Raw genomic sequence first — 24,825 nt, 5'->3', positions numbered from 1 at the left:
TTGCCTATACTATATTTGCAGTGTTTTCAAAAGAAATTTTAGATGATTCAAACCGATATACTAATAATTGGTGCGGGACCTACGGGTCTTTTTGCCGTTTTTGAAGCTGGACTTTTAAAGTTAAAATGTCATTTGATAGATGCCCTGCCACAAGCCGGTGGGCAATGCTCCGAGCTTTATCCCAAAAAGCCGATATATGATATTCCAGGTTTCCCCGAAGTACTCGCCGGCGATTTGGTGGATAACCTAATGGAGCAGATAAAACCCTTTCAGCCTGGTTTTACTTTGGGCGAACGAGCCGAAACAATTGAAAAATTAGAGGATGGTACTTTTATAGTGACCACATCCAAAGGCACGAAACATCAAGCACCTATAGTTGCCATTGCGGGCGGATTGGGTAGTTTTGAACCGCGAAAACCTCAGTTGGAAAATTTGGAAAAGTACGAGGATAACGGTGTAGCGTACATGATCAAGGATCCTGAAGTATATCGCAACAAAAAGGTGGTCATTGCCGGTGGTGGCGATTCTGCTCTGGACTGGAGTATTTTCTTGGCCGATGTCGCCTCCGAGGTAACCTTGGTACATAGACGCAACGAATTCAGGGGCGCTTTGGATTCCGTTGAGAAAGTGCAACATTTGAAAGATATCGGTAAGATTAACTTAGTTACGCCTGGCGAAATTGTAGGACTGCAAGGCGAAAAAAAATTGGAATCGGTCATTATACGCAAAACAGCAAACGCAGCGGAAGATGTGATGTTGGAAACTGATTTTTTTATTCCCTTATTCGGTCTGTCCCCAAAATTAGGCCCTATTGCCGATTGGGGACTCGAAATAGAAAAAAATGCCATTAAAGTGGATAATGCCTTGGATTACCAGACTAATATACCTGGAATCTATGCCATTGGAGACGTAAATACCTACCCTGGAAAATTAAAGTTGATTCTTTGCGGTTTCCATGAAGCTACCTTAATGTGCCAAAGCGCCTACCAACGTATTTTTCCGGATAAAAAATATGTAATGAAATACACTACCGTGGGTGGTGTTACCGGTTTTGATGGAAGTAAAAAGGAAGCTCCTAAGGCAGTTGTAAAAGTAATTAATTAAAGTAAAATGTCATCCTGAGCGCAGTCGAAGGGCTACAATGCTAAAAGGTGCAAGTGTAAAGTAATGACCGACATCAAAATAAAAATTACCGATAGGGACGGAGTATCGCACGAAGTGGATGCCCCTACAGATATGAACATGAATATAATGGAACTTGTAAGGGCTTACGAATTAGCTCCTGAAGGTACCATAGGTATCTGCGGTGGTATGGCCATGTGTGCTTCTTGCCAATGCTATGTGCAATCCGGGCACGAGCTTCCGGAAAAATCGGATGACGAGGAGGCAATGCTATCCGAGGCCTTTAATGTAAAGGATAATTCTCGGTTAGGGTGCCAGCTGCATATCTCCGAGGAGATGGATGGGTTGGCGGTGGAATTGGCGCCAGAGGAACTGTAGGGAAAGTGTTTTTTGACTTTACCGGATGTGCCTTAAAAGGATATCCTCCACGTTTTGGGCCTAACGGCATTTCCCTTAAATCCTCGCCTGGTACGTAAACAAATTATAATACCTGCCTTCCTTTGTAATTAACTCATCATGAGTACCTTGTTCGGCAATACGTCCGTTTTCAATAACCAATATTTGGTTTGCTTTACGAATGGTACTCAACCTGTGGGCAATAACAAAAGTGGTTCTGCCTTTGGTCAAAGTAGCCAGACTTTTTTGAATTAAGGCCTCGCTCTCCGTATCTAGGTTTGAAGTGGCCTCGTCTAAAATTAAAATTTTAGGATTCGCAAGCACTGCTCGTGCAATAGCAATACGTTGTCGTTGTCCGCCCGAAAGTTTAACCCCACGCTCCCCGATCAACGTATCCAATCCATCATCAAAACGGTCCGTAAACTCATTTACATAGGCGGCTTTCACTGCTGCTTGCAGTTCTTCCTCGGATGCATTAGGTCTTGGGAATAGGATGTTGGCACGAATACTTCCTTCAAATAGAAACTCATCTTGTAAAACCACACCAAGGTTTTTTCGAAAACTGTTCAGGTTCACTTTGGACACGTCTTTTCCGTCAATGGATATCATTCCGGATTGCGGATTTAAAAAAGTGGCCGCTAAACCTGCAATGGTAGATTTTCCAGAACCCGAACTGCCTACTAAGGCAATAACATCTCCGGATTTTGCTTCAAAACTGATGTTATGTAACACCTCTTTGTCTTCTTCATAAGCAAAGGATACATCGTCAAACACGATATTTCCTTTAATGTCGTCCAAAACTATAGTTCTGTTTTCTTCATCCGACTCGGGTGTTTTGTTCATGAGCTCTTCGGTTCGGTCTAGTCCGGCAAGGGCTTCTGTTAACTGACTTCCAATATTGCTCATTTGAACAATAGGCGCGATCATCAAACCTAACAAAAAAGTAAAGGTGAAGAATTCGCCCGTGGTTAAACTACCGCTCATTATTTGGTACCCCCCAAGACCCATAACCCCTGTGGTAGCTATACCCAATAAAAACGTGGAAGAGCTGGTCATAAACGCGGTAGCGGTCAAACTTTTTTTAACGTTTTCAAAAAGTTTGGCTACCCCAAGCTCAAAAACCTTGTTTTCTTGAGCCTCGGCGTTAAATCCTTTGATGACGCGTACGCCACCTAAAGTTTCTGTTAACCTGCCTGTTACTTCGGCGTTGATTTTACCTCTGTTTCTAAAAATAGGCCGTATAAATTTAAATGCTTTTAGGGCGACAACGGCAAAAATGGCTAAGGGTATCAGCGTAAAGAGCGTCATGGACCAACTGATCCGCAATAAAAGCACTAGCGATACAACAGCCGTAATAGAACCCCCTACAAGTTGAACCAAGCCGGTTCCGATAAGGTTTCTAACGCCTTCTACATCGCTCATAATTCTAGAGACCAAGGCGCCTGATTTTGCATTGTCAAAGAAACTAATGGGAAGGGAAAGTACCTTTTTTTGCACTTGGGCGCGTAATTCGGAAATTAAAAACTGCGCTTGTACGCTTAAAATCTTAGTCAGTAAAAATGAGGTGATAGCTTGTACGGTGATGGCCAAAATAACCGCACCAACCAAAAGTTTTAAAAGGTCAAGATCTTTGTTCGGGATAATATCATCCAGAAAATATTCCAGTGATAAGGGTGCCACAAAGCTTGCGGCCTTACTGATTACAATGAGCACTAATCCAATAAAAACCAGATTTCTTCTAGGCCAAATAATCGTTTTGAACGCACTTAAAATACTTACTTTTTTCTCTACCATGTTCCTTGTTTCAAAAGAAGTTGCAAGTTAGTTGAAATTAAAGAGAATACTTGTCGTTACTAAAATGTATATACCTGTAATCCAAATTCTGAACAGTGCGGAACAATTTTAAATCCCAGTTTTTGAATACCACGATGAAGAACTTCCTAATGGTCTTTATTATGTTGCTTTCAGGGCTGGTCCATGCGCAGTTGCAGTACATGCAGCTTGGAGAAATCGTAACGGACAGTGCCCGTATTTTTACCACTAGCGAAACTGCTCAACTTAAAGAAAAATTAACGACTTTTGAAACGGAAACTAGCAATCAGTTGGTGGTGGTGACCATTGAGCAATTGGGTTTCGAAACCATTGAAAGTTACGCCAACGGGCTTTTTAACCAAAACAGATTGGGACAAGAAGGTAAGGACAATGGCTTGCTAATACTCTTTTCGGAGCAGGACAGGCAGGTTAGGATCGAAGTTGGTTATGGTCTAGAGCCCTATATTACCGATGCGGTCGCTTCTAGAATTATTAGAAACACCATGATTCCCAAGTTTAAGGAAGAGAATTATTATAAGGGTATTTCTACAGCCACGGATCAATTGATTGATTTTTTGAATAACCCCGAGGCCTTAGCGGAGTTTAGAGAGGAAATAGAAAGTATTGAAACTAAAAATCAATGGATCGGTTATGTGGTTTTATCCTTATTTCTATCGGTTTTTTTGGGAGTTGGCGGATTTTACTTCTATAAGTCCTATAAAAGTTTAATCGAAACTTTTAGGGGGCTATTGATTGGGAAAATAGGTGTATTGCCTGCCATTTTCATGATATTAGGTATGGCCCTGTCTTCATTGTTTGGGTTACTTTTTATCCTAGGTCCTGTCATAGCTGGTCTAACTGTTTTCGAAGCAGTTTATTTGCCTTATGAAGAGACGTTTGATAGGCCGTTATTACTTTTATGGTTTCTAGTTCCTCTTTTTGGGATAGCACTCTTAATAGCTTTCATTAAAATAAAGTATTTTGGAAAGGATACCTTTAAGCTTTCTTTACTAAAGAACGATAAAAGTTATTTTAGAAAAACCTTCTCATCTTCAGGTTCCCATTCTTTCGGTTCTAGCGGTTCAAGTAGTGGAAGTTCCAGTAGTTTTTCCGGTGGTGGAGGCAGTTCCGGTGGCGGTGGTTCCAGTGGAAGCTGGTAGTCAAAATACTTGAGAACCTTTAGCTCCTTAACATATATCATTCTTGGGTAAGTTAATTTGTATCGCATAATTTTATCACCTTCTGGGCTTTGCTGCTAAGCAGTTTATTGTATCTTCATGGGGTAAAATAACACCTATGATTCGTATTGTTTATCTCCTTTTAGCCCTTCTTATTATTTCCTGCAAAGCAGAACCAAAAGTTACGGTTCCAGTCGATTATACTACATTGTCACTAGCGGAAAAAGCAGAACGCGTAACCATTATTAGAGATGACTTTGGCGTGCCCCACATTTACGGAAAAACCGATGCCGATGCGGTATTTGGCCTTCTGTATGCGCAGTGTGAGGACGATTTTAATCGGGTAGAACAAAATTATATTTGGGCTACGGGACGCTTGGCGGAAGTGGAAGGTGAAGATGCGCTGTACAGCGACTTACGGGCAAAGCTTTTTATGACGGAGGATGAGGCGAAGGCCAATTATGAGAAAAGTCCGGCTTGGCTCAAACAATTGTGCGATGCCTTTGCGGATGGTATCAATTATTATCTGGAAACACATCCGGAAGTCACGCCAAAATTACTCACCCGTTTTGAACCTTGGATGCCCATGTACTTTAGCGAGGGAAGTATTGGAGGCGATATAGAACGGATCAGAACCAGTAAGATTAAAGCCTTTTATGAAGGCAACATGGAAATTCCGGAGTCCGAATTGATAGCTATTGAAAAAGAAGAGGAGCTAGCAGAGCCACAAGGTTCCAATGGGATTGCCATTTCTGGCGATTTGACCCAATCCGGGAATGCGATGTTGTTGATCAATCCCCACACCTCTTTTTACTTTCGGGGCGAGGTGCATGTGGTTTCCGAAGAAGGTCTGAATGCTTATGGAGCGGTAACTTGGGGACAGTTTTTTGTCTACCAAGGTTTTAACGAGAAAACGGGTTGGATGCATACATCAACGTATACGGATGTTATGGATGAGTTCAAGGAAATTATAAGTAGTTTGGATGGGAACATCTTCTATCAATACGGAGAAGAATTAAGACCTGTTGCCGTTTCTGAAATCACTTTGAAGTATAAAAGCGAGGAAGGCGTCAAAGAAAAAATATTCCCCGCCTACAGAACACATCACGGGCCAATTACCCATATAGAAGATGGCAAGTGGACCGCCTCTGCCATGATGTGGGAACCCGTAAAAGCTTTGGAGCAATCTTTTGTCCGCACCAAAAAGGAGGGTTATAAGGGATTTCGTGAGATGATGGATATCCGTACCAATAGCAGTAACAATACCGTGTACGCCGATGCAGAAGGAAATATCGCTTATTTTCATGGAAACTTTGTGCCTAAACGCGACGTCTCTTTCGATTATTCCCAACCTGTAGAAGGCTGGAATCCAAAAACCGATTGGCAAGGCTTACATACCGTAGATGAGAATATTCTTGTTTTAAACCCAGAAAACGGATGGATTCAAAATTGTAATTCAACACCCTATACGGCTGCTTTGGAATTTAGTCCTAAAAAGGAGGATTATCCCTATTATATGTCCAAAGATGAGGAGAATTTTAGAGGTGTGCATGCCATCGCGTTATTGAAAGATGCAAAAGAAATCACTTTGGATGGTTTAATCGATTTGGCTCATGACCCCTATTTACCTGCTTTTGAGGTATTAGTTCCTGATTTGTTAGAAGCATTTGATAAAAATGTTACTCGAAATGATAAGTTGAGAGAACCAATCGAAGTTCTTAGAAAATGGGATTTTAGAACTTCAAAAGAATCCGTGGCGATGACATTAGGTCATTATTATGGAAGTTTGGTTTATGAAAGAATTTCAAGACCAATAGGAATGTCTTCTATGGAGCTTTTAGAATATTGGTCGAGTACAGGAGGTGACTATGTTGGTAAATTACAGTTGTTCTTAGAAGCAGTTGAAGTTTTGGAAAATGATTTTGGTACATGGAACATCCCTTGGGGAGAAGTGAACCGATACCAACGTTTGAACGGGGACATCCGTCAGCAATTCGATGATAGCAAACCAAGTGTTCCTGTAAGTTTTGCATCCGGTACTTGGGGTGCCTTAGCTGCTTATGGTGCCAGATATACCAATGAGGGTGCTAAAAAACTTTACGGTACACGAGGAAATAGTTTTGTTGCGGCCGTTGAATTTGGAGAAAAGGTAAAAGCCAAAACCATTCTGGCTGGCGGACAAAGCGGAAATCCAAATTCGCCTCATTTTGATGACCAGACCCAAAAATATCTAGATGTAGATTGGAAGGAGGCCGCGTATTATAAGGAAGATGTGCTTAAAAGGGCCAAGGAGACCTACGTGCCAGGGCAGCGTTAAGACAGATTACGGGTTTTGCTGGATTCATACTACCAGAACATTGCACGATGAGGATTATTTATTTTTTTAAAATTTTTAACGCAAAACTTTTATGAATTTGGATGTGAATATACGCATTCATAATAATCTTAATTTGAATAGGTAGCAATTAAAAAGACCGAGGTGAAAAATGAAATTATACTACTAAAAAGGGCAAGTCCTGATTACTAATCTTTCGTAACGATCAGCGAAGCCTTTGAGCCGGAAGATAGCAGCCATTTATTGGAATATAGTAGATTTCCTTTATCGTCATAAACATCCACTTGAGCCGTATTTGGAGCAGACGAACCGTGGTTCAACGCTTCGAATTCAATTTTGTTGAAACCGGATTGCAGGTCAACATTTATTCCTCGGAAACCTGCCGTTAAAAGAAGGTTGTTTTCTACCACTTTATCGTTTACCCAAATTTTTACCCGATCACCGTCTACGTATTCGTGATCCCTACAAACGATACCTATAAAATCTCCTTCACTACGCACATCACCTAAATATTGGTCCGGAAAATACTGTCCTGATCCGCCCAAACGTTCACCAGGGCCTATTCTTGGGTCTATTTTTAAACCGGCACCTGCTTGTACCAATTCCTCGTCCGGTAACATTTTAACAGGATTGGGCTTGTCCAAATCTAGGGATACGGGCTCTTTTATCAGGGAAGGCATATTTAGTAAAGGACTTTTTTTGGTATCGCCTTTAGGATCTTCTTTCTTAACAACACCAATTTTCAACGGTTTTTGAGTAGGTAGATCGGTCTGCGCTATGGCAGAGATACCACATAACAAGAAGCATAAGAATAAAAAAGTGTAATTGTTCATCAGCCCTGTAAAATTCAAATAAAGATAACAAATACCCTGCCACAGGGACTTAAGGGCTTGTTAAATTGTTAAATTTTCTACGATGGTGTTCGTGATCAGCTGGTGTCCGTTCTTGTTCGGGTGAATAGGGTCATCTAAATAGCACTTGTTTTTATGGCGCAATAAGGGCGCTTGAATGTCTATTTTCCCTAGTACGGTCTCATGTGAAATAGCTAGTACGATCTCACGAAATTCCTGAAGTACTTCTTCTTGGTATTTGGGATATGGATGCTGATATCCAAAATCGGTCGTTACCGCTACGCTGTCATCGTTTACTGCTTCCAAAACCACAGGTGGTGGCGTTAACAATATGGTTTTAATACCTTTCTGCTTTATCTTCTCCAAAAACGTATAGATACCAATGGTGTAACTATCAAAGAGTGTTTGTGAAGGTTTTCCGTAGATACCGCAATTAATACCATAACAGAAAAAGAGGATATCTACCTGGGTGCTTTTTAAGAGACCATCCAGCCGCTCAAAAAGATAGGGTCGTGGTCCAGGATGCTCTTTTTCTGTAAGTCCGGTAATGGTTTCGCTGCTTTTGCCCCAGTTTAAAAATGTAAGTTCCAGATCGGGATGGTTGGTATCTACATAATCCTGTAACATTTGCACATAGCCATTTGGGGTTGCGGTAATACTGTCGCCCAAGCATGCAATGGTTTGCCCTTTTTTCAAAAGAATTTTATCGGCATCGTTGCAGTTCCAAAGCAAGGTGCCCATCGCGGCCATGGCCGAAGTCTGTATGAAAGTTCTTCTTTTTATGCCCATGTATCGGTTAAAAAACGAATGAAATTTTTGTGCATGATATTTTCAATATCTTTAGGGGTATACCCTTTTGCTGCGAGTAGTTGGGGAATTTTTTGCAGATCGGCTATGGTATCCATATCGGACGGACCTTGTTCGTTCCCAAAACCACCGTCCAGATCGCTACCGATTCCTACATGCAAAGAATTTCCTGATAATTGACAAATATGATCAATATTTTGAATTGCATGTGCTAAGGTAACCTCCGTATTGGAAGGATGCGAAACACCCCGTTGCCAATTAGGTATGATCATCGTGGCATCGAAGACCAGGCCTATGACCGCTTTTCTGGCGATAAGCTCCCTTAATTGTTCATCTGTAAATTGACGGTTATGGTCTACAAAAGTCCGGCAATTATTATGACTGGCCCAAACGGGACCAGTATAAACGCTCATCGTTTCCCAAAAACTCTGGTCGCAGAGATGAGTGGCATCCAAGATGAGTTGAAGCCTTTCTATTTCCTTTAGCAGTTCCTTGCCTTTTGTTCCTATGCCCCCTACGGAATTCGTGCCAAAGGCATAAGTGCCGGGACCATAATGTGCCGGGCCTATGGCACGTAACCCTTGTTCATAAGATTTTTCTAGATAGTCCAGGTCCACCATAGAATCTGCCCCTTCCAAACTTAGAATATAGCCTATGGGCGTATTTTTCTTGTCATTTTTCCAAGCGGTTAAGTGGGTTGTAAGCTCTTGGGCATTGGTGATCTGTCTAAGATGTCCTTCGGCTTCCATTGCACGGTACCACGCCAATTGTCCTTGTGTCTGTGCCCAAGCTTGATGCGGGGAATGCCAACCGGGCAAGGAATTGTCCTTATGCACGTAGCGTGCTATTTGTGTGGCGACGCACAGCCCTATATTTCCTTTTCGCATGGCATCAAAAGAAACGGTGTTGTTACCGCGATCAGGTTTGTCGGTCATTCCTGTTTCGCTTTTTCGTATGGCCTCTACGGACCATCTAAGGTCTCTGTTCCACTCCATGGCGTTCATGGACAGGTCTAAATGTGCATCAAAAATAAACATGCTTAAATCGTGAGTTTTTGGTTGCGGGCAACCACGGTCCATTCTTGTGTTATTTCGCCATTTTCCACCACCAGCAACCTATCGTATTTCGCCACAGTTGGGCAGATGTGTTTGGGAATAGCGTAGTGTTCGTCGCCTACGTTCTGTATTTTAAGGTTGTCATGCTCTACCACCAAATGCTCCTCCGATTGGCTTATTTGTTTCCCGTGTTCCAAGGTAAGAAATTCAACCCTTGGAAAAGCCATTTCCGGAGCAATGGATTTATGACCTAGATCAAAGCACAAGATTCCTGCTTTTGGCTTGCTGATAATTCTGGTAAACAAGACCGCTGCAGGAAGAAAATCCATTTCGGGGAACAGTGCGCCATAGCCGGCATCCCAAAGTAAGGTGGTACCCGGACTGGCAATGACCTTCTCCCTTTTGCAATGAAACGGAAAGGTGGGAGAGCCCCCTGCAATAAGAATAGGTTCTGGGAGTCCGGCCTCTAGAATTTCGTTTTTAAGGTCGAGCACGGTTTGGAAAGCTTTATCACAGTCGACTTTTCTGATTGCTACGTCCGGATTTCTTAAGTGTCCGTCGTAAGCGTGCAGGCCCATAATTTCCAAGTTGGTATGTTCCGTAATAGCCGCATAAAGTTCCAAGGCTTCTCTGCCCGGTGCAATACCGGTGCGGTGCATACCCACGTTCAGATCAATATATAGGGGTATTTTTAGATTGTGCCGTGCTGCCAGTGCTTCTAACTCTTCTGCGGTTGTTAGGTTGTCTGCTAGGGTGGCAAATGTTATCGTAGGATAGGCTTTTGTCAACGTCATAAAGCGCTCTTGATCGGCGCCAACGGGTTGCATGGCCAAGAGGACATCCGGGGCACCGCAATCTGCCAAAAGCTCTGCTTCTGCTATGGTAGCGCACTTGAACTTGGTTATCCCGTTTTTGAGCTGCATAGCAATAATCTCCGCATTTTTATGTGTTTTTATGTGTGGTCTTAGGTTCTCAGGACCACCGGCCATGCGCAGCATCGTATCTATGTTGTACTGTATACGTTCCGGATATACCATTAATGAGGGGGAGATTACGGTATCGGTATTCGTTACTTTATACCATGGGTCTTGTTTCATGCTCTTTTATTTATGTAGTTCGAACATCGCCTCGATTTCCACCGCTATGCCACCCGGTAGCATCATACCTACCGCACTGCGAACACCAACGCCATGTTCCGGGCCAAAAACATCTGCCATAAGTTCGCTGTACCCATTAATTACCAACGGGTGGTCACCAAAATCCGGTGTACAGTTTACCATTCCCAAGGTTTTAACGAGACGTTTGATACGGTTCAGCTCTCCGAAGTGTGAGGTAATAGTTGATAACATGGTAAGTGCAGTTTGGCGTGCAGCTGCTTTCCCTTCCTCTAAGGTCAAGGTATCTCCAACGCGTCCTACAATAAGGGTGCCGTCCGTACGAAGGCATCCTTGTCCGGAAACATAAAGGAAATTATCTACCACAAGTACGGGTTTGTATAGGCCTGCCGGCGGTGGTGCAGGAGGGAGGATAAGTCCAAGTTTTTTTATGTTTTCTGATGGGTTCATAGTTTAGGGTTTTTAGGTTCAAGGTTTCAGGTTCAAAGTTCAATGTTTCAGGTTCAAAGTTAAATAAATCGATAAACTAACTTCTCTTCTCAGTTTAGGGTCGGGGATGGTACTTTTCGCAATTCTGAAAGACCTCCCCTAGCTTCTCCCAAGGAGGGGGGCAATTTTCCCATCGATTCATCTGTACGCATGGTATTTATAGTATCAATTTGCAATTATTCAAGTTAAATAATGCAACAAAGAAACTCCTTTCCTTAAGTTAGGGCCGGGGACTTTTATATAAACACATCCAAAACAAGTACACCTACCAATCCCATCACACCAACGGTTGTTTCCATCACGGTCCAGGTTTTAAGGGTGTCCTTTACGGATAAATTAAAATATTCTTTGAACAGCCAAAAACCACTGTCATTAACATGTGATAGCATTAAACTTCCCGATCCTATCGCCAATACCATAAGCTCGGGACTTACGTTAGCGCCGGTGGCCAAAGGCAGTACGATGCCTGCAGCTGTGAGTCCTGCTACGGTGGCAGAACCTACGCATACCCGTATGACCGTAGCGATGAGCCAAGCCAAAATCAGTGGGGAAATGGAGGAGCCTTTTAACATTTCCCCAATGTATTCGCTCACTCCGCTATCTATCAACACCTGTTTTAAGGCACCGGCTCCCGCAATAATGAGTAACACCATGGTGATTCCAGTAATGGCTGTGCCAACGGAATCCATCACCTCGACCATTTTTTTTCCTCTTGCCAGTCCTAAGGTATATATGGCGACCAATACGGAAATCAACATGGCGATAACCGGATTTCCTATAAATGAAAGTACCTGCCCTATGGTTGAACCTTCGGGTAATAACAAACTTCCTATAGCCGCTATCCCTATGAGGATTACGGGTAATAATGCCGTAAAAATACTAATGCCCGTTCCCGGCATTTCCTCTTCCTTTAAAATAGTAGGGTTAATAAATTCCTTTAACGGAGTAGCTTTAATGTTTTTCATGGTCCTAGAAAGTAAAGGGCCGCCTACGATAATCGCCGGAATGGCAACCAATATCCCATAAAATAAGGTTTTGCCGATATCTGCCTGAAAAATTTCAGCAATTGCCGTTGGTGCCGGATGTGGAGGTAGATAGCCATGGGTAACCGAGAGTGAGGCCAGCATGGGCAATCCTACATACAACAATGGCAGGCCGGTAGCCGCGGCAATGGTAAAAACCAAAGGAACCAAAATAACGAAACCTACGGAGTAGAACATAGGGATGCCCACAATGAACCCCGTAAGTACTACCGCCCATTGAATGTTCTTTTTGCCAAATTTTGCCACCAGTTTGGTGGTGATGCGTTGGGCCGCGCCACTATCGGCCACCAATTTTCCCAACATGGCGCCAAGACCAAGTATAATGACCAAGAAACCAAGAATATTTCCAATACCTTTTTGAATGGAATCTACCACCGCTACCGGTTCCATACCCTCTGCAATACCCACGAACAAGGAAACAATGATAAAGGTGATAAATGGATTTAGTTTAAATTTTGCGATAAGGAGAAACAATAAAAGTATCCCGGAGATAACGATAAGCAGTGGCATATAAAGCTAAGGTTGATTATTTTGACTTCTAAGATACCATAAAAAATTACGCATCCTATGTTTTGAACACAGGATGCGTAGGAAATACTAATGTAATATAACAGCTTAATCCGTTACTTCCGGAGATAGTATTTTGTATACTATGCCTGCCAAGATAGCACCAACAATAGGTGCTACCCAGAACAACCAGAGTTGGTCTATAGCCCAGCCACCGGCAATTAGTGCTTGGCTTGTGCTACGCGCTGGGTTTACAGATGTGTTGGTTACAGGGATGCTTATAAGGTGAATTAGTGTTAAACAGAGGCCAATTGCCAAACCGGCAAAGCCTTTAGGTGCTTTTGAATGTGTTGCCCCTAGGATAACGAACAAAAAAATGAAGGTCATCGCTACTTCGATTACCAGTGCTGAGATTATGCCATATCCTCCTGGGGAGTTTTCGCCGTAACCGTTAGACGCAAAGCCGCCTAGTTCAAAACCTGGCTTTCCGCTGGCGATTAAATATAGAATAAGACCGCCGGCAATTGCACCTAATACTTGGGCAACAATATAGGGAAAAACGTCTTTTCCCTCAAAACGGCCACCCATCCAAAGTCCTATAGATACCGCGGGATTCAAGTGACAACCAGAAATGTGACCTATGGCATAAGCCATCGTAATAACGGTTAAACCAAAGGCAAGCGATACCCCAACAAAACCAATTCCCAGTCCGGGAAATCCGGCGGCTAGTACCGCGCTTCCACATCCGCCCAGTACGAGCCAGAATGTGCCAATAAATTCTGCTATTAATTTTTTCATCTGTAAATAGTTTAGGTTAATTAAATAGAATTTCACCCTAGCATATCCTAAAAAGGAAAAAGGATGATTATAAAATTAGAAACACTTTGATTTGATAAGTCACTCATTTTCTGACTATTTAGAAATAATAATAGTATTGATGCAGGAGTAGGGTTTCCTTTAAAAAAACAAAAGAACTTTTAGAAGGGTTTAAATTTTGAAGTGTTGTGTTTGATTTTTAACGAATACAAAGGGTAGCCTAAAATTTAAGCTGGCCTTATCTCAATAGTTAGCAGAAAATGCCTTTACCTGTCTTGTAATGCATTAAAGGTGTCCAAAACTTTTGTGGTTTCTTGAATATAAAATTGAGTCACGTTTTTACTAAACATTTTTTTTCGCTGTAGTCGGAAATCAATTGTGGTCCTTCCAAAAGAACCCGAACTACTTTTAGGGTTCCGTCCGTAGTAGTATCTATTTGCCATTTGATCAAAGAGATTTGTCCATTTTCTATTTCAATTCCCGTAATGCTTCTTGGATGTACACAGCTACCGTCATTAAAAAAGGGAATAGCTCCAGGTTCTGGAAAACGCGGTCTATGCGTATGCCCCACTATAGTAATTAAAAAATTGTTCTGTACGATCCATTTCTTTATTCGGCGTTCTATCTTTATAAGTTCGGTGTAATTTTTTGCGGGACTTGTGGGGTCCGCAATTCCCCAGACCTGTAATGGTTTCCATAATACACGCACCAGAAAGCGGCCCCAGCGCCAAAAGGTATAGTTCCACCAGTCCGCTTGGTGTCCATGGGTCAATAGTAGTTCTTGTCCCGTTTTATGGTGTTCCAAAACAATAGCCTCGCTATAGGTAATGCCTTCAAAAAGTTTTTTGTCCGTATTGTCTATTGGTTCAAAATAGCTGCTAAGGTGTTTGTCTACATAAGATTTGTCTTTGTATACCATATCATGGTTGCCCCATATCATGTGCAGCCTTTTTTCTAGATGAAATTCACGAAGTAATTTAAATACATTTTTATGGGCTTGAAAAATCGACTCAAAACTATGGTTTTCCCATAGCTCGTCCCCATCTCCAAGTTCGCAGTAGTGGAAACCTTCTTTGTAGTAATGGTTCAACGCATGAAAATAGATGTTTCTATTGTTGGCGAACTCATCGGCAAAACTATTGTCGCCCCGGTGGCAATCGCTGAAGAGTATAAATTTTGAATTATCATCGAAAGTAATACGTTTTGCGTTCTTGTATGCTTTTGAAAGTCTTTTGGCGGACGACATTTTCTGATTTTTTATAAATATCCGAAAAAGTGTCTAATATGGCTTTAGAACTTTTAACAAATAGCTGTTCATAGTTTTGTAATTTTATAGTCAAATTAGCGACAGAAAAGGCCAAGATGGAAGGGAATGAGAAAATAATGCCATTAAAACCGATTATTAGTTTTGACAAACTATTAAAAAAGTACGATGCGCTTAAAACTGGGGACGATAAACTATTGGCCAAACGAGCCAAAGAAATACTCGAAGCACAGGAACCATTCCCGGAACTTAGAGATGGTTTTGAAGATGTTAGTCTCTTGGATACCCATAGGGAGGTCATAAGTCTTATTTTACAGGATGTTTTTTCACCCTTGTTAAGTGATAATGAAATTAAGGCGGCTGCTTTACCATATTACAATATATTGTTTAATACCACCAATAGGTTCCAAGAAATAATCAACGATGCCGGGCCGGACTTTGTTCCTGTAATCAGAAACCAAGAAATAGGTATCGATTATATTCTAGCCTGTATCGTAATCCTTAATTTTCACTATGGGTATCAACTCGATTTCCGTAGGCCGTTTTTTTACGACATTCCAGATGCGAGCGGGGTAATGAAACATTATCGAATCTTGTACAATGCCGATTTTCTGGAAATCATACCTACGGACAAAGTAAAGGAGATAAGCCAAAACGATGTAGACGAGCTGCTTGATCACCCCAATGATGTAGCCTTATGGATGGACAAAATACCACCGGATAGTTTTATCACCAAAGGTTTTGTCATCTCCAATATGTTCGACGTTACCTCCGAACATACGATTTCCGAGATGAAGTCTAAATTGATTTCCAGTGATAAAAGAGGAAGCACCAATTTTGTTTCAGAATTGCAGGATACCTTTAGTTCCTTTTTTAGAGTACCCGATATCAAAATTGGCTTCGTTAATTACGACCCTAAGGATGATCAATTTCAGCCTGTTTACGGTAAAGATATTGGTAGTATTATACTTAATGGGTCAGAAGTGAAAAGTTGTGGCAAGGCCTTATGTCAAAAGTCCTACGCAAAACTGATAAAGGAACATACGTATTTTACCATTTCCGATGTAACAAAATATGGAGAGGAATTCAACCTGATAGACCCCTATAAAAGTTTAAAGAAACAAGGGTATAAGAGTGCTATTTTTGCCCCAATTGCCTTTAATGGAGAACTTCTGGGAGTCCTAGAGGTAGTTTCTACGACTAAAAATGTACTGAACGGGGTAAATGCAAAAAAGCTGGACGATGTTATGCCCTATATCGTTGCCGCGGTTGTACGAAGCAAAACAGAGGAAGAAAATCTGATAGATGCCGTTATACAGAATGAGTGCACTTCGGTACATTCTTCCGTGTATTGGAAGTTTCAAGAAGAAGCCAAATCGTTTATTAAGGACCAATTGGAGGGCAAGCAACCTTCCTTTAAGGAAATTGTGTTTAACAACGTTTTCCCCCTGTACGGTCAAATAGATATAAAAGATTCTTCCAAGGCACGAAATAATGCCATACAAAGAGATCTGATGATCCAACTATCCATGATCTATGATGTCTTAAAACAGGTATATGCCAAAAACAGACTTCCTATTTATGAGGAATTAATGTTTCGCGTGAACAATCACTTGGAAAGTATAAAAGAAATGTTGTACACCAATAGTGAGCAGGCGATTTTTGAGTTTGTAAAAGATGAGATTACACCCATTTTTTCGCATTTAAAAAAAACAGACCCGGAGCTGGACAAGCTTATTCTTTCCTACAGGTCTAAAATAGATATGGGAACCGATAGTTATTATGATCATAGAAGGAACTATGATGAGAGCGTAATGTTGATCAATAAAAAATTGGCTACGGTGATCGATAGTAAGCAGGAGGAAGCGCAGGCCATGTTTCCACACTATTTTGAACGGTACAAAACCGATGGCGTGGAACATAATATGTACATCGGTGATGCTATTTCCGGAAAAAAGGATTTTGCCCCGTTGTATTTGCACAACCTCAGACTTTGGCAGTTGCAGGTGATGTGCGATATGGAAAATGAGCATTACGGCTTAAAACCACAACTGTCCGTTCCATTGGATACGGCTTCCCTAATATTAGTGCATAACACGTCGCTATCCATACGGTTTAGAATGGATGAAAAACAATTTGATGTAGACGGTACCTATAATGCCCGTTATGAGGTTATAAAAAAGAGGATAGACAAATCATTTGTTAAGGGTACTGATGAACGACTCACCCAAGCTGGTAAAATGACCATTGTTTACTCACAAAAAAAGGATGAGTTGGAATATCTACGATATATAAAATTTCTAAAATACAAAGGCTATTTTACAGATAATGTAGAGATTGTGGAGCTGGAAGGCTTGCAGGGCGTATCCGGTCTAAAGGCCATACGCGCGGAAATTTTGTATAAGACGGATAGATCTGCCAAAAAGACCTACACCTACCAAGATTTAATAAATACGCTAAAGGAATAGTGAGGTTCAAAAGTCCTTAGATCATCCTATCCGGCCCAAAAAACTTTAAGGATACGGCAAATGCCAAGACCGAAACTACCATGCCGATCATAAAAATGGTATACGTCCAACGCAGTAATTTGTATTTTCTGTCCAGCACAAGTCCTAAAAAGTACAGGTCTTTGGTCAAGGAAGAATAAATGTAGTCCTTGTCTTTTATAAGTTCGTTTAAGGCCCATTCGAAATCGGGTAATTTCATTTTATGGAAGTTCCCAAAGAACAATAGATTCACCTTCTTTTTGGCAACATCGTCTTTCGTAAATGATCCACTGGTTACGTTAGGCCTCGTGGCCAAGACCGCCAATACCATGGACACCACACTGAACAGGATAAATATAAAAGTTGGATAGATAAGATAGTCGTTAGAAGGATTGTCGAGTTTTGGTATAAGGTTGGAAATGGCAACGGAAATAATGATCGCATTTACGGACAATAAAATATTTGCCTTGGTATCGGCAATATTACTCAGGGTAATATGATTTTTGATGGTAACCCGAAAAAGGGTCTGTATGCTTCTATCCGGGCTTTCGCTTTTGTATTTAGCTTTTAACGCTTCTTTTTTTGCTATGTCCTTTTCCGATTTTTTTTCTTTTATCAAGCGCCTTAAATTCTTTTCTTTTCCGGGTTCCCAGTTTTCTTTGGCGTAATCCGTATAAAAACGATGTTCCGTCCGAAACATTTTGATATTGGCCTCTAGCCATTCCTTGTGTGTATACGAGGCAATCCCTAAAAGACTAAGTTCTTCTCGCAGTAGCTCACAGGTTTCAAGGTAACTTTTCTGGGCAAAGTGAGATGCGTCTGCATCTCGTATAATTTTTTCGAGTACATTGGTCGGTTCTGCATATCTTACGGTAGCCATAATGCAGGATCCAACCTTTTGTGTCTTTGAAGCATCGTATTTTTCTTGAGCTAGAAAGGTTTCGGCAATCTTTTTACTGCTCGTTTCGTGGTCCTTGCTACCTTTGGTATATCCTGTATCGTGAAACCAAGCTGCCAATTCTAAGACTTCTTTTTCTTCATCGGTTAGAGATTCGGAGTTCAATAATTCTTTAGTACTTTTAACCACACGTTGGGTATGCCGTAAATTATGGTACAAATAATCTTGGCTTAAATTATTCGATAATAATTCTACTACAAAATTTTTAGTTTTCTCTAAGATATCCGACATACTGTATAATAAAATTCCAAATTACGAAAATTTAAACGTAGGAACATCGATATGAAAAAAAAGTACAGTGTTCTGGCACTACTATTGGCATTGGCCAGTTGTGCTACTTACACGACTAAATATAGTGAAGCACGGCCAATAGCCGATAGGGTAGAGGACAAAGAAGTGCTGCACACACTTTATTTGATAGGTGACGCCGGTTTGTCCCCTATTGGAGGCATGAACCCTGCTCTAAAACTTTTTAAAGAACGGCTGGATACTGCCAATGAGAGCAGTACCGCAATTTTCTTGGGCGATAATATTTACCCTGCCGGGTTGCCCGATCCAATAGATTCTACCCAGGCATATATCGAAGCTAAAAACCATCTTGATGCACAGCTTAGAACATTGGAAAATTTTAAAGGTGAACCACTCTTTATACCAGGAAACCATGACTGGTACTCCGAAGGTTTAGTGGGCTTGGAACGACAAGAAAATTATATTAAAGAAATGTTGGGGAATAAGGATTCATTTCTTCCCGAGAATGGTTGTCCTATCGAGGTCGTAGAAGTGAACGATAAATTGGCTATTATCGTAATAGATTCACAGTGGTATGTTACCAATTGGGACAAAAGACCAAATATCAATGATAAGTGTGCTATAAAAAGTAGGCAAGCGTTTTTTTTGGAATTGGAAGACGCGATTAAGGACAACAGACAAAGAACAACGGTAATAGCTATTCACCACCCTATGACCAGTTATGGTCCCCATGGCGGGCAATATTCATTAAAACAACAGTTTTATCCTACAAAAATGGCAGTCCCTGTACCTGTGCTGGGTACGTTTGTGAACGTGTTAAGAAGAACGTCCGGCGCGTCAAATGCCGATTTGCAGAATAAGCTTTATAGGGAATTGTCTAAGCGGGTAATTACATTGGCACAATATTCCGACAACGTTATATTTGCATCGGGTCATGAGCATACCCTTCAATATATCGTTGAAAACAACATCCCTCAAATTGTGAGTGGTTCAGGGGCTAAAAGAGGAGTGTCAAGACTATTGAACGGGAGTAAATTTTCTACGGGTATGATGGGGTACGCTACCTTAGAGATTTATACCGATGGCTCTTCCAGGGTTCGCTTTTTTGGTGTTGACGAACAGGAAGAAGAGACATTTTTATACTCCTCCGAAGTATTGCCCAAAGACACTAAAAATATAACAGAATTGTATGAGGAGGATTTTCCCAAAGAAGTAGCAGCTTCGGTGTATTCCGATGATGAAATAGATAAAAGTGCTTTTTTTAAATGGGTATGGGGAGAGCGGTATCGTAAGTTTTATGGAACAAAGGTGACTGCGCCAACAGTACGGTTGGACACTTTGTTCGGGGGTTTGACCCCTGTAAAAAAAGGTGGAGGGCATCAATCCAAATCACTTCGTTTACGGGATAAGGAAGGGAAGGAGTATGTTATGCGGGCTTTACGAAAGAGTGCCGAACTCTATTTGCAGTCCATGGCCTTTCAAGATCAATATGTGTTGGACGACCTTAAGGACACCTACACACAAGAGATTTTGGAAGATTTTTACACAGGCTCTCACCCTTATGCGCCATTTGTTATTGGAAAGCTTTCTGATCCGGTGGGTATTTATCACACCAATCCTATCCTATATTATGTTCCCAAACAAAATACGCTTGGAAACTATAACGATATTTTTGGGGATGAACTTTATATGATAGAGGAGCATACCGGAGATGGCCATGGTGACTTGGCCAGTTTTGGTTTTTCCAACGATTTAAAGAGTACGAATAGTATGTTGGAAGATTTACGGGACGATGAAAAGTACGCTGTAGATTCCAAAGCATATATACGTGCCAGACTTTTTGATATGGTAATCGGAGATTGGGATCGGCATGTTGACCAATGGCGATGGGCAGAATTTAAAGAAGGAAAGAAAATTATATACAGACCGGTACCTAGGGATAGAGATCAGGCCTTCTCCAAGATGGGTGATGGTGCATTCATGAATTTTGCAACAAGAGCCATACCCGGTTTACGACTTATGGAAGGTTTTAACGAAGAAATAAGAAGTGTAAAAGGCTTTAATTCTTCCCCTAAAACCTATGTACTGGATTTGGCTTTGCTATCTGGAACCACTAAAGAAGATTGGATAAAAGAGGCAAATTACCTACAGGATAATTTAGATGAGAAAGCCATAGATGAAGCGTTGGCGGTTTTCCCGGAGGAAGTAAAGGACGAAACCGTGGGCGAAATCAAACGCATATTACTGTCCAGATTGGCAGGTATCGATGGTACGGCTCATGCCTATTATACTATTTTGAACAAATATGCCGTGGTTACCGGAACGGACAAGGACGATTGGTTCGAGATTGAGCGGTTGGATGCCAGCAGGACAAAGGTTGAGGTTTTCAGGATTATCGACGGAAAAAAGAAAAAGAAGTTTTTTAGTAAAATTTTTGATGCCGCCGAAACAAAAGAAATTTGGGCCTATGGGCTAGATGATGATGATATTTTTGAAGTGGAAAACGCTCAGAACCATAACGGAATAAAAGTACGTTTGATAGGAGGCCAGAACAATGATGTGTATGAGATAAGAAATGGAAAAGGAATAGCCATTTATGATCATAAGAGCAAACCCAATACGTTTAAGCAATTGAACGGAGCCAAAGTAAAAAGAACCGATGACTACAACGTAAACACCTATATTCCTCAGAACATACGGAACAGTACCAATCAATTATTACCAACAGTAGGTTTTAATCCTGACGATGGTATAAAGTTAGGATTTTCCAATACCTATACCTATAATGGTTTTCGGCAAAATCCGTTTACACGGCAACATACCGTACAAGCATCCTATTATTTTGCTACCAGCGGTTTTGATGTTTCTTATTCGGGAGAATTTGCAGAACTATTTGAAAATTGGAATTTGGTAGTCGATTCAAGGTTTACAAGTCCAAATTTTGCCAGAAACTTTTTTGGTTTTGGTAATGATACGGAGAATTTAGATGACGATTTGGGGATGGATTTTAATCGGGTGAGAATCCAGAGTTTTGAAGTTTCACCCGCTTTGATCTGGCGAGGAAAACTAGGGGCAAAATTTAAAGCTGGATTTTCTTATGAAGCTATTGAAGTTGAGGAGACCAACAATCGTTTTGTAACTACCTTTTATCAGCAAAACGGAGAAGAAACACAAAATAATTTTATTGGTGTCCATGGCGGGTATACTTACGAAAACAAGGACAATATTGCTTTTCCCACCATGGGTATGTCCACTTCTATCCAGTTTGGCGTAAAGGATAATTTAAGTATTGATGGTGAGAATTTTGGATACGTAATTCCCAGTCTGTCCTTTACGTACAAACTAATACCGAATGGGCGACTGGTCTTGGCTACGAAATGGAAAGGACATTTTAATATCGGGAACGGATACGAATTTTACCAAGCGGCAAGTATTGGAGGGGACGATGGCTTACGCGGTTTTAGAAACGAACGGTTTAATGGTAAAACAGCTTACTATCAAAATACGGACATACGCTTTAGTTTACGTAAAATGAAAACAAGGATTATACCCACTGCCTTTGGTATGTTCGCGGGCTACGATTACGGTAGGGTGTGGTTGCCCAATAATGCTTCAAACCTATGGCATACCTCCTATGGCGGAGGTTTTTTTGTAAACGCTTCGGATATTCTCTCGGCCAACCTAGCTGTTTTTAATAGTGTAGAAGGGCCCAGGCTTACCTTTGGATTGGGTTTTGCCTTTTGATAGTTCTTACTGTTGATCCGATAATTTATAACGGTACAGGTTGCCGCCGCTACCATGGGATACCTCATCTGCCAATAGCAATGTAGTATCGTTCATAAAGCAAACGGATTCCAACTGCGTTCTGGTACCGAGGTCTATGGTAGCCATGGTACCTTTAGAAAAATCGTTGATTTCAAAATCCGTGAACACAAATAGCTTACCGTATCCCAAGGCCACAATTTTTTTCTTGTTAGGAGAAATGGTAATTGCTGTAATCTGACAGGTTTTGCTATCTGGACAAACGGTAATTGTTCCAACCAAATCGGCTGTGTACTTACCTGGCCTATCTGGAAGGCTGTAGATAAATGCTTGGCCATTAAAGGGTTTCGCCCTGTTTTTGGTTACCAAGTATAATCTGTTTCCTGTGTGGAATATCGCCTCCGCATCAAAGAACTGGCTAGCTTTTTTTGGTGGAAATTTTTTCTGTTCAGGATAGTGGAATTCGATTTTTTCAGCCTTGATTTTGTCATCCTTTTCCTTATCCGGATTTGGAATTTTATAGATGACAAGATCTTTTCTTTCGTTATCGTTGTTGCCCGTATCGGCGATATATACATTGCCATCAAAGTCCTTGGTCATATCTTCCCAATCCTTGTTCTTGGCATTTTTAATCTCAAGGGTTTTAAGAATTTTTCCTTTATAATCTACTTTATAGATTTCATCTTTGTTGCCACCATCTTCGAGCGCCCATATCGTACTATCTTGGGTATGTAAGATACCCGAAACTTCGTCCAATGCGAAGGGGAAACCTGTAATGTATTTCAATTGTCCAAAATTTGAACATGAAAGCATTAGAAATAGGGAAAAAATACAGAGTGATTTCGCCATAACGCATAAATTTTTTTGGCTACTTTTTTAATGAACGTTCATTAGGGTTGGTCGTTTCCAGTAAGCCGCTAGAACAACTCGGCTCTTTTCGGTTTCGACATCATTTTTAAAAGGACTTTTTAAAAAAAGCAGATATTAACCATCGGTACGCATTTCTATTTTTTGAAGAAGTAGCTTACCAACTTGCCTGCCTTGGTCTACGCCAACTTCAACGGCAGCCCTATAATGAATACCGCCGTACATTCTGCTTATGGCGGCTTCGTCAGCCGCTGCATTAAAAGACGTAAAGCTGCGAACAGGTAGTCCGTACGGCACTTCGGTATCGTCATCAAAAGCGAAGTTATCGCCAAAAATATCGGTAAGGACAATGCCCGCAGCTCCGGAAACCACACTGTGGCCGCTCGTATATTCCGGGAACGGAGGGGTTTGGAGAATGGGTACCCAGCTGTCGTCTATGTACTGATTTATCAAAGTTTCCGGACGTATAAGGTTACTGCGGTATTTTTCGTCCCAACAGCTGATGAAGGCGTCGTAAAGCGCCAATGATGTTTTGGTATAAGCGTATAAAGTTTCATCAAAGTCGCTGTTGGTTTTTCTACTAGCAATTTTTGTTATGCCGATCCAGTGGGCACCCGGTGTAATTTTTTTGGTGGCGAACATTAAATGACCGCGCGTAACCGATACATAAGGGTTACAATCCCAAAACTGCGCAATTTGTATTTCTTCGGAATCATCCCCATTGGCGGTAATCTCATTGCTAATGTTGTATACCTCGATAAGTTCTTTATAGAAATCGGAGTCTTTTTCCAGTGAAAACGGCGGAGGCGGTACAGGTTTAAATTGGGCTGCGGAATCCAAATAAAACGGACGTATTTTGTTCCAATGTGGCTCAATACCGTCCATGTACGCCGGTGGTGTCGGTTGCCATCTGGACTCGTCGTCCGTGTTTACCGAAAATTTAGGCATGGTTCGGGTCTGGTTATAATTGTCCTTGTCCATCCATTCTTTTATATGTGCTGCAACGGAGAGTCCGTATTTTTTAGAAGCCTCAAATTGCTCCGCATTGGTGTTTTGCCAATTTAGGTAAAGACTGTCTTGTAAAACTTCGAATTTATCTTCTGAAAAAATCAATTGCTTGCTTATGGTCATATGCGCAATAAGCGCCGATAAGGTAGGATTAATATCGGAAATGGTATCCATTTTTGGCACTGGGGTTAAGCCATTTAATTGGCCGGCCAACGATGTGTACTTTGGGTTGTTTTGCGCAATAATTTCGTAAGCCGCTACATTAGGGTAGGCAAAGATTCTACTGGCCACGGGAGGGGAGAAAATATCATGGATCATGATTTGCGTTACCTTGTCTACAACGGCGTGCAGATTTTCGGGACTTATGTTAATATCTTCTACTTTGGAATTTCCTCCATTTTTACAGGAAGCTATTCCAATTAAGATGATCAGGGTAATACATATTCGTTTCATTCTCTTACAAATTAATAGGGTCAAGATGATAAGGTCGCTATCACCACGTACTTTGTTCTTTATTGCGTTCAATAACCAGAAAACAAAATTACGCTAATTTTATGTTTAACCACAATAATAACAAGGTCTTAACAGCTTGATACGGGAGGTATACGTTTTAAAGTGAACATAGAACTTAATCCAAGCATGGGGCTACTTTGGGAAGTATTTATTGTCCCTAAAATGTTTTGGATTAAATTGTGAAAATTACGT

The 24,825-nt window shown here is 41.2% G+C and carries 18 protein-coding genes; 6 read left to right on the top strand and 12 right to left on the bottom strand.

The features are described from left to right. Positions 1 to 42 precede the first annotated feature (42 nt). Both ACFQZJ_RS15620 and ACFQZJ_RS15615 read left to right on the top strand, forming a co-directional pair. Complete coding sequence (locus ACFQZJ_RS15620) at positions 43 to 1,104, top strand: NAD(P)/FAD-dependent oxidoreductase (protein ID WP_379935808.1); 1,062 nt, start codon at positions 43 to 45, stop codon at positions 1,102 to 1,104. 63 nt (positions 1,105 to 1,167) lie between these two features. Beyond that, a complete protein-coding gene (locus ACFQZJ_RS15615; protein WP_379935807.1) occupies positions 1,168 to 1,500 on the top strand; it encodes a 2Fe-2S iron-sulfur cluster-binding protein in 333 nt (110 codons plus the stop codon). A gap of 75 nt (positions 1,501 to 1,575) precedes the next feature. On the opposite strand, the gene ACFQZJ_RS15610 is transcribed toward ACFQZJ_RS15615, so the two are convergent. Next, positions 1,576 to 3,312: an ABC transporter ATP-binding protein gene (locus ACFQZJ_RS15610; protein WP_379935806.1), complete on the bottom strand. Its 1,737-nt coding sequence runs from the start codon at positions 3,310 to 3,312 to the stop codon at positions 1,576 to 1,578. Positions 3,313 to 3,446: 134 nt separating this feature from the next. On the opposite strand from ACFQZJ_RS15610, the gene ACFQZJ_RS15605 reads away from it, so the two are divergent. Further along, positions 3,447 to 4,490: a TPM domain-containing protein gene (locus ACFQZJ_RS15605; protein ID WP_379935805.1), complete on the top strand. Its 1,044-nt coding sequence runs from the start codon at positions 3,447 to 3,449 to the stop codon at positions 4,488 to 4,490. 136 nt (positions 4,491 to 4,626) lie between these two features. Next, positions 4,627 to 6,825, top strand: a complete 2,199-nt coding sequence (locus ACFQZJ_RS15600; RefSeq protein WP_379935804.1) for an acylase — start codon at positions 4,627 to 4,629, stop codon at positions 6,823 to 6,825. 206 nt (positions 6,826 to 7,031) lie between these two features. Here ACFQZJ_RS15600 and ACFQZJ_RS15595 read toward each other — a convergent pair whose 3' ends face one another. The 8 genes from ACFQZJ_RS15595 to ACFQZJ_RS15560 form a co-directional block, all read right to left on the bottom strand. Next, complete coding sequence (locus ACFQZJ_RS15595) at positions 7,032 to 7,676, bottom strand: hypothetical protein (RefSeq protein ID WP_379935803.1); 645 nt, start codon at positions 7,674 to 7,676, stop codon at positions 7,032 to 7,034. A gap of 60 nt (positions 7,677 to 7,736) precedes the next feature. Continuing rightward, a complete protein-coding gene (locus ACFQZJ_RS15590) occupies positions 7,737 to 8,483 on the bottom strand; it encodes a GDSL-type esterase/lipase family protein (protein WP_379935802.1) in 747 nt (248 codons plus the stop codon). Next, entirely contained in the window at positions 8,474 to 9,538 is a 1,065-nt protein-coding gene (locus ACFQZJ_RS15585; protein ID WP_379935801.1) for a dipeptidase, read from the bottom strand. Before ACFQZJ_RS15585 ends, ACFQZJ_RS15590 begins: the two co-directional genes overlap by 10 nt. A gap of 2 nt (positions 9,539 to 9,540) precedes the next feature. Then, positions 9,541 to 10,653 carry a D-TA family PLP-dependent enzyme gene (locus ACFQZJ_RS15580; protein WP_379935800.1) on the bottom strand — a complete coding sequence of 371 codons (1,113 nt, stop codon included), beginning with the start codon at positions 10,651 to 10,653 and terminating at the stop codon, positions 9,541 to 9,543. Positions 10,654 to 10,659: 6 nt separating this feature from the next. Beyond that, positions 10,660 to 11,121, bottom strand: coding sequence for a RidA family protein (locus ACFQZJ_RS15575; protein WP_379935799.1), 462 nt, complete (start codon positions 11,119 to 11,121; stop codon positions 10,660 to 10,662). 275 nt (positions 11,122 to 11,396) lie between these two features. Then, entirely contained in the window at positions 11,397 to 12,713 is a 1,317-nt protein-coding gene (locus tag ACFQZJ_RS15570; protein WP_379935798.1) for a gluconate:H+ symporter, read from the bottom strand. A gap of 105 nt (positions 12,714 to 12,818) precedes the next feature. Further along, positions 12,819 to 13,508 (bottom strand): aquaporin Z, encoded by a 690-nt coding sequence (gene aqpZ / locus ACFQZJ_RS15565; protein ID WP_379935797.1) that lies wholly within the window; start codon positions 13,506 to 13,508, stop codon positions 12,819 to 12,821. 349 nt (positions 13,509 to 13,857) lie between these two features. Further along, complete coding sequence (locus ACFQZJ_RS15560) at positions 13,858 to 14,772, bottom strand: serine/threonine protein phosphatase (RefSeq protein ID WP_379935796.1); 915 nt, start codon at positions 14,770 to 14,772, stop codon at positions 13,858 to 13,860. A 116-nt stretch (positions 14,773 to 14,888) separates the two neighbouring features. Between ACFQZJ_RS15560 and ACFQZJ_RS15555 the strand changes: the two genes are divergently transcribed. Continuing rightward, positions 14,889 to 17,258, top strand: a complete 2,370-nt coding sequence (locus ACFQZJ_RS15555) for a GAF domain-containing protein (RefSeq protein WP_379935795.1) — start codon at positions 14,889 to 14,891, stop codon at positions 17,256 to 17,258. Positions 17,259 to 17,274: 16 nt separating this feature from the next. Here the strand turns inward: ACFQZJ_RS15555 and ACFQZJ_RS15550 are convergent, their stop codons facing one another. Continuing rightward, entirely contained in the window at positions 17,275 to 18,465 is a 1,191-nt protein-coding gene (locus tag ACFQZJ_RS15550; protein ID WP_379935794.1) for a Pycsar system effector family protein, read from the bottom strand. Positions 18,466 to 18,516: 51 nt separating this feature from the next. On the opposite strand from ACFQZJ_RS15550, the gene ACFQZJ_RS15545 reads away from it, so the two are divergent. Beyond that, complete coding sequence (locus ACFQZJ_RS15545) at positions 18,517 to 22,227, top strand: metallophosphoesterase (protein WP_379935793.1); 3,711 nt, start codon at positions 18,517 to 18,519, stop codon at positions 22,225 to 22,227. Between the two features lie 6 nt (positions 22,228 to 22,233). On the opposite strand, the gene ACFQZJ_RS15540 is transcribed toward ACFQZJ_RS15545, so the two are convergent. Together ACFQZJ_RS15540 and ACFQZJ_RS15535 are read right to left on the bottom strand one after the other, a co-directional pair. Continuing rightward, the gene (locus ACFQZJ_RS15540) at positions 22,234 to 23,094 is read right to left on the bottom strand and encodes a hypothetical protein (protein ID WP_379935792.1); all 861 of its coding nucleotides are present in this window, start codon (positions 23,092 to 23,094) and stop codon (positions 22,234 to 22,236) included. A gap of 135 nt (positions 23,095 to 23,229) precedes the next feature. Beyond that, positions 23,230 to 24,573: a vanadium-dependent haloperoxidase gene (locus ACFQZJ_RS15535; RefSeq protein ID WP_379935791.1), complete on the bottom strand. Its 1,344-nt coding sequence runs from the start codon at positions 24,571 to 24,573 to the stop codon at positions 23,230 to 23,232. Between the last annotated feature and the right edge of the window lie 252 nt (positions 24,574 to 24,825).

It is taken from the genome of Maribacter chungangensis, assembly GCF_042676845.1.
GTDB lineage: Bacteria > Bacteroidota > Bacteroidia > Flavobacteriales > Flavobacteriaceae > Maribacter > Maribacter chungangensis.
This window is presented reverse-complemented; position numbering and strand designations above follow the sequence as displayed.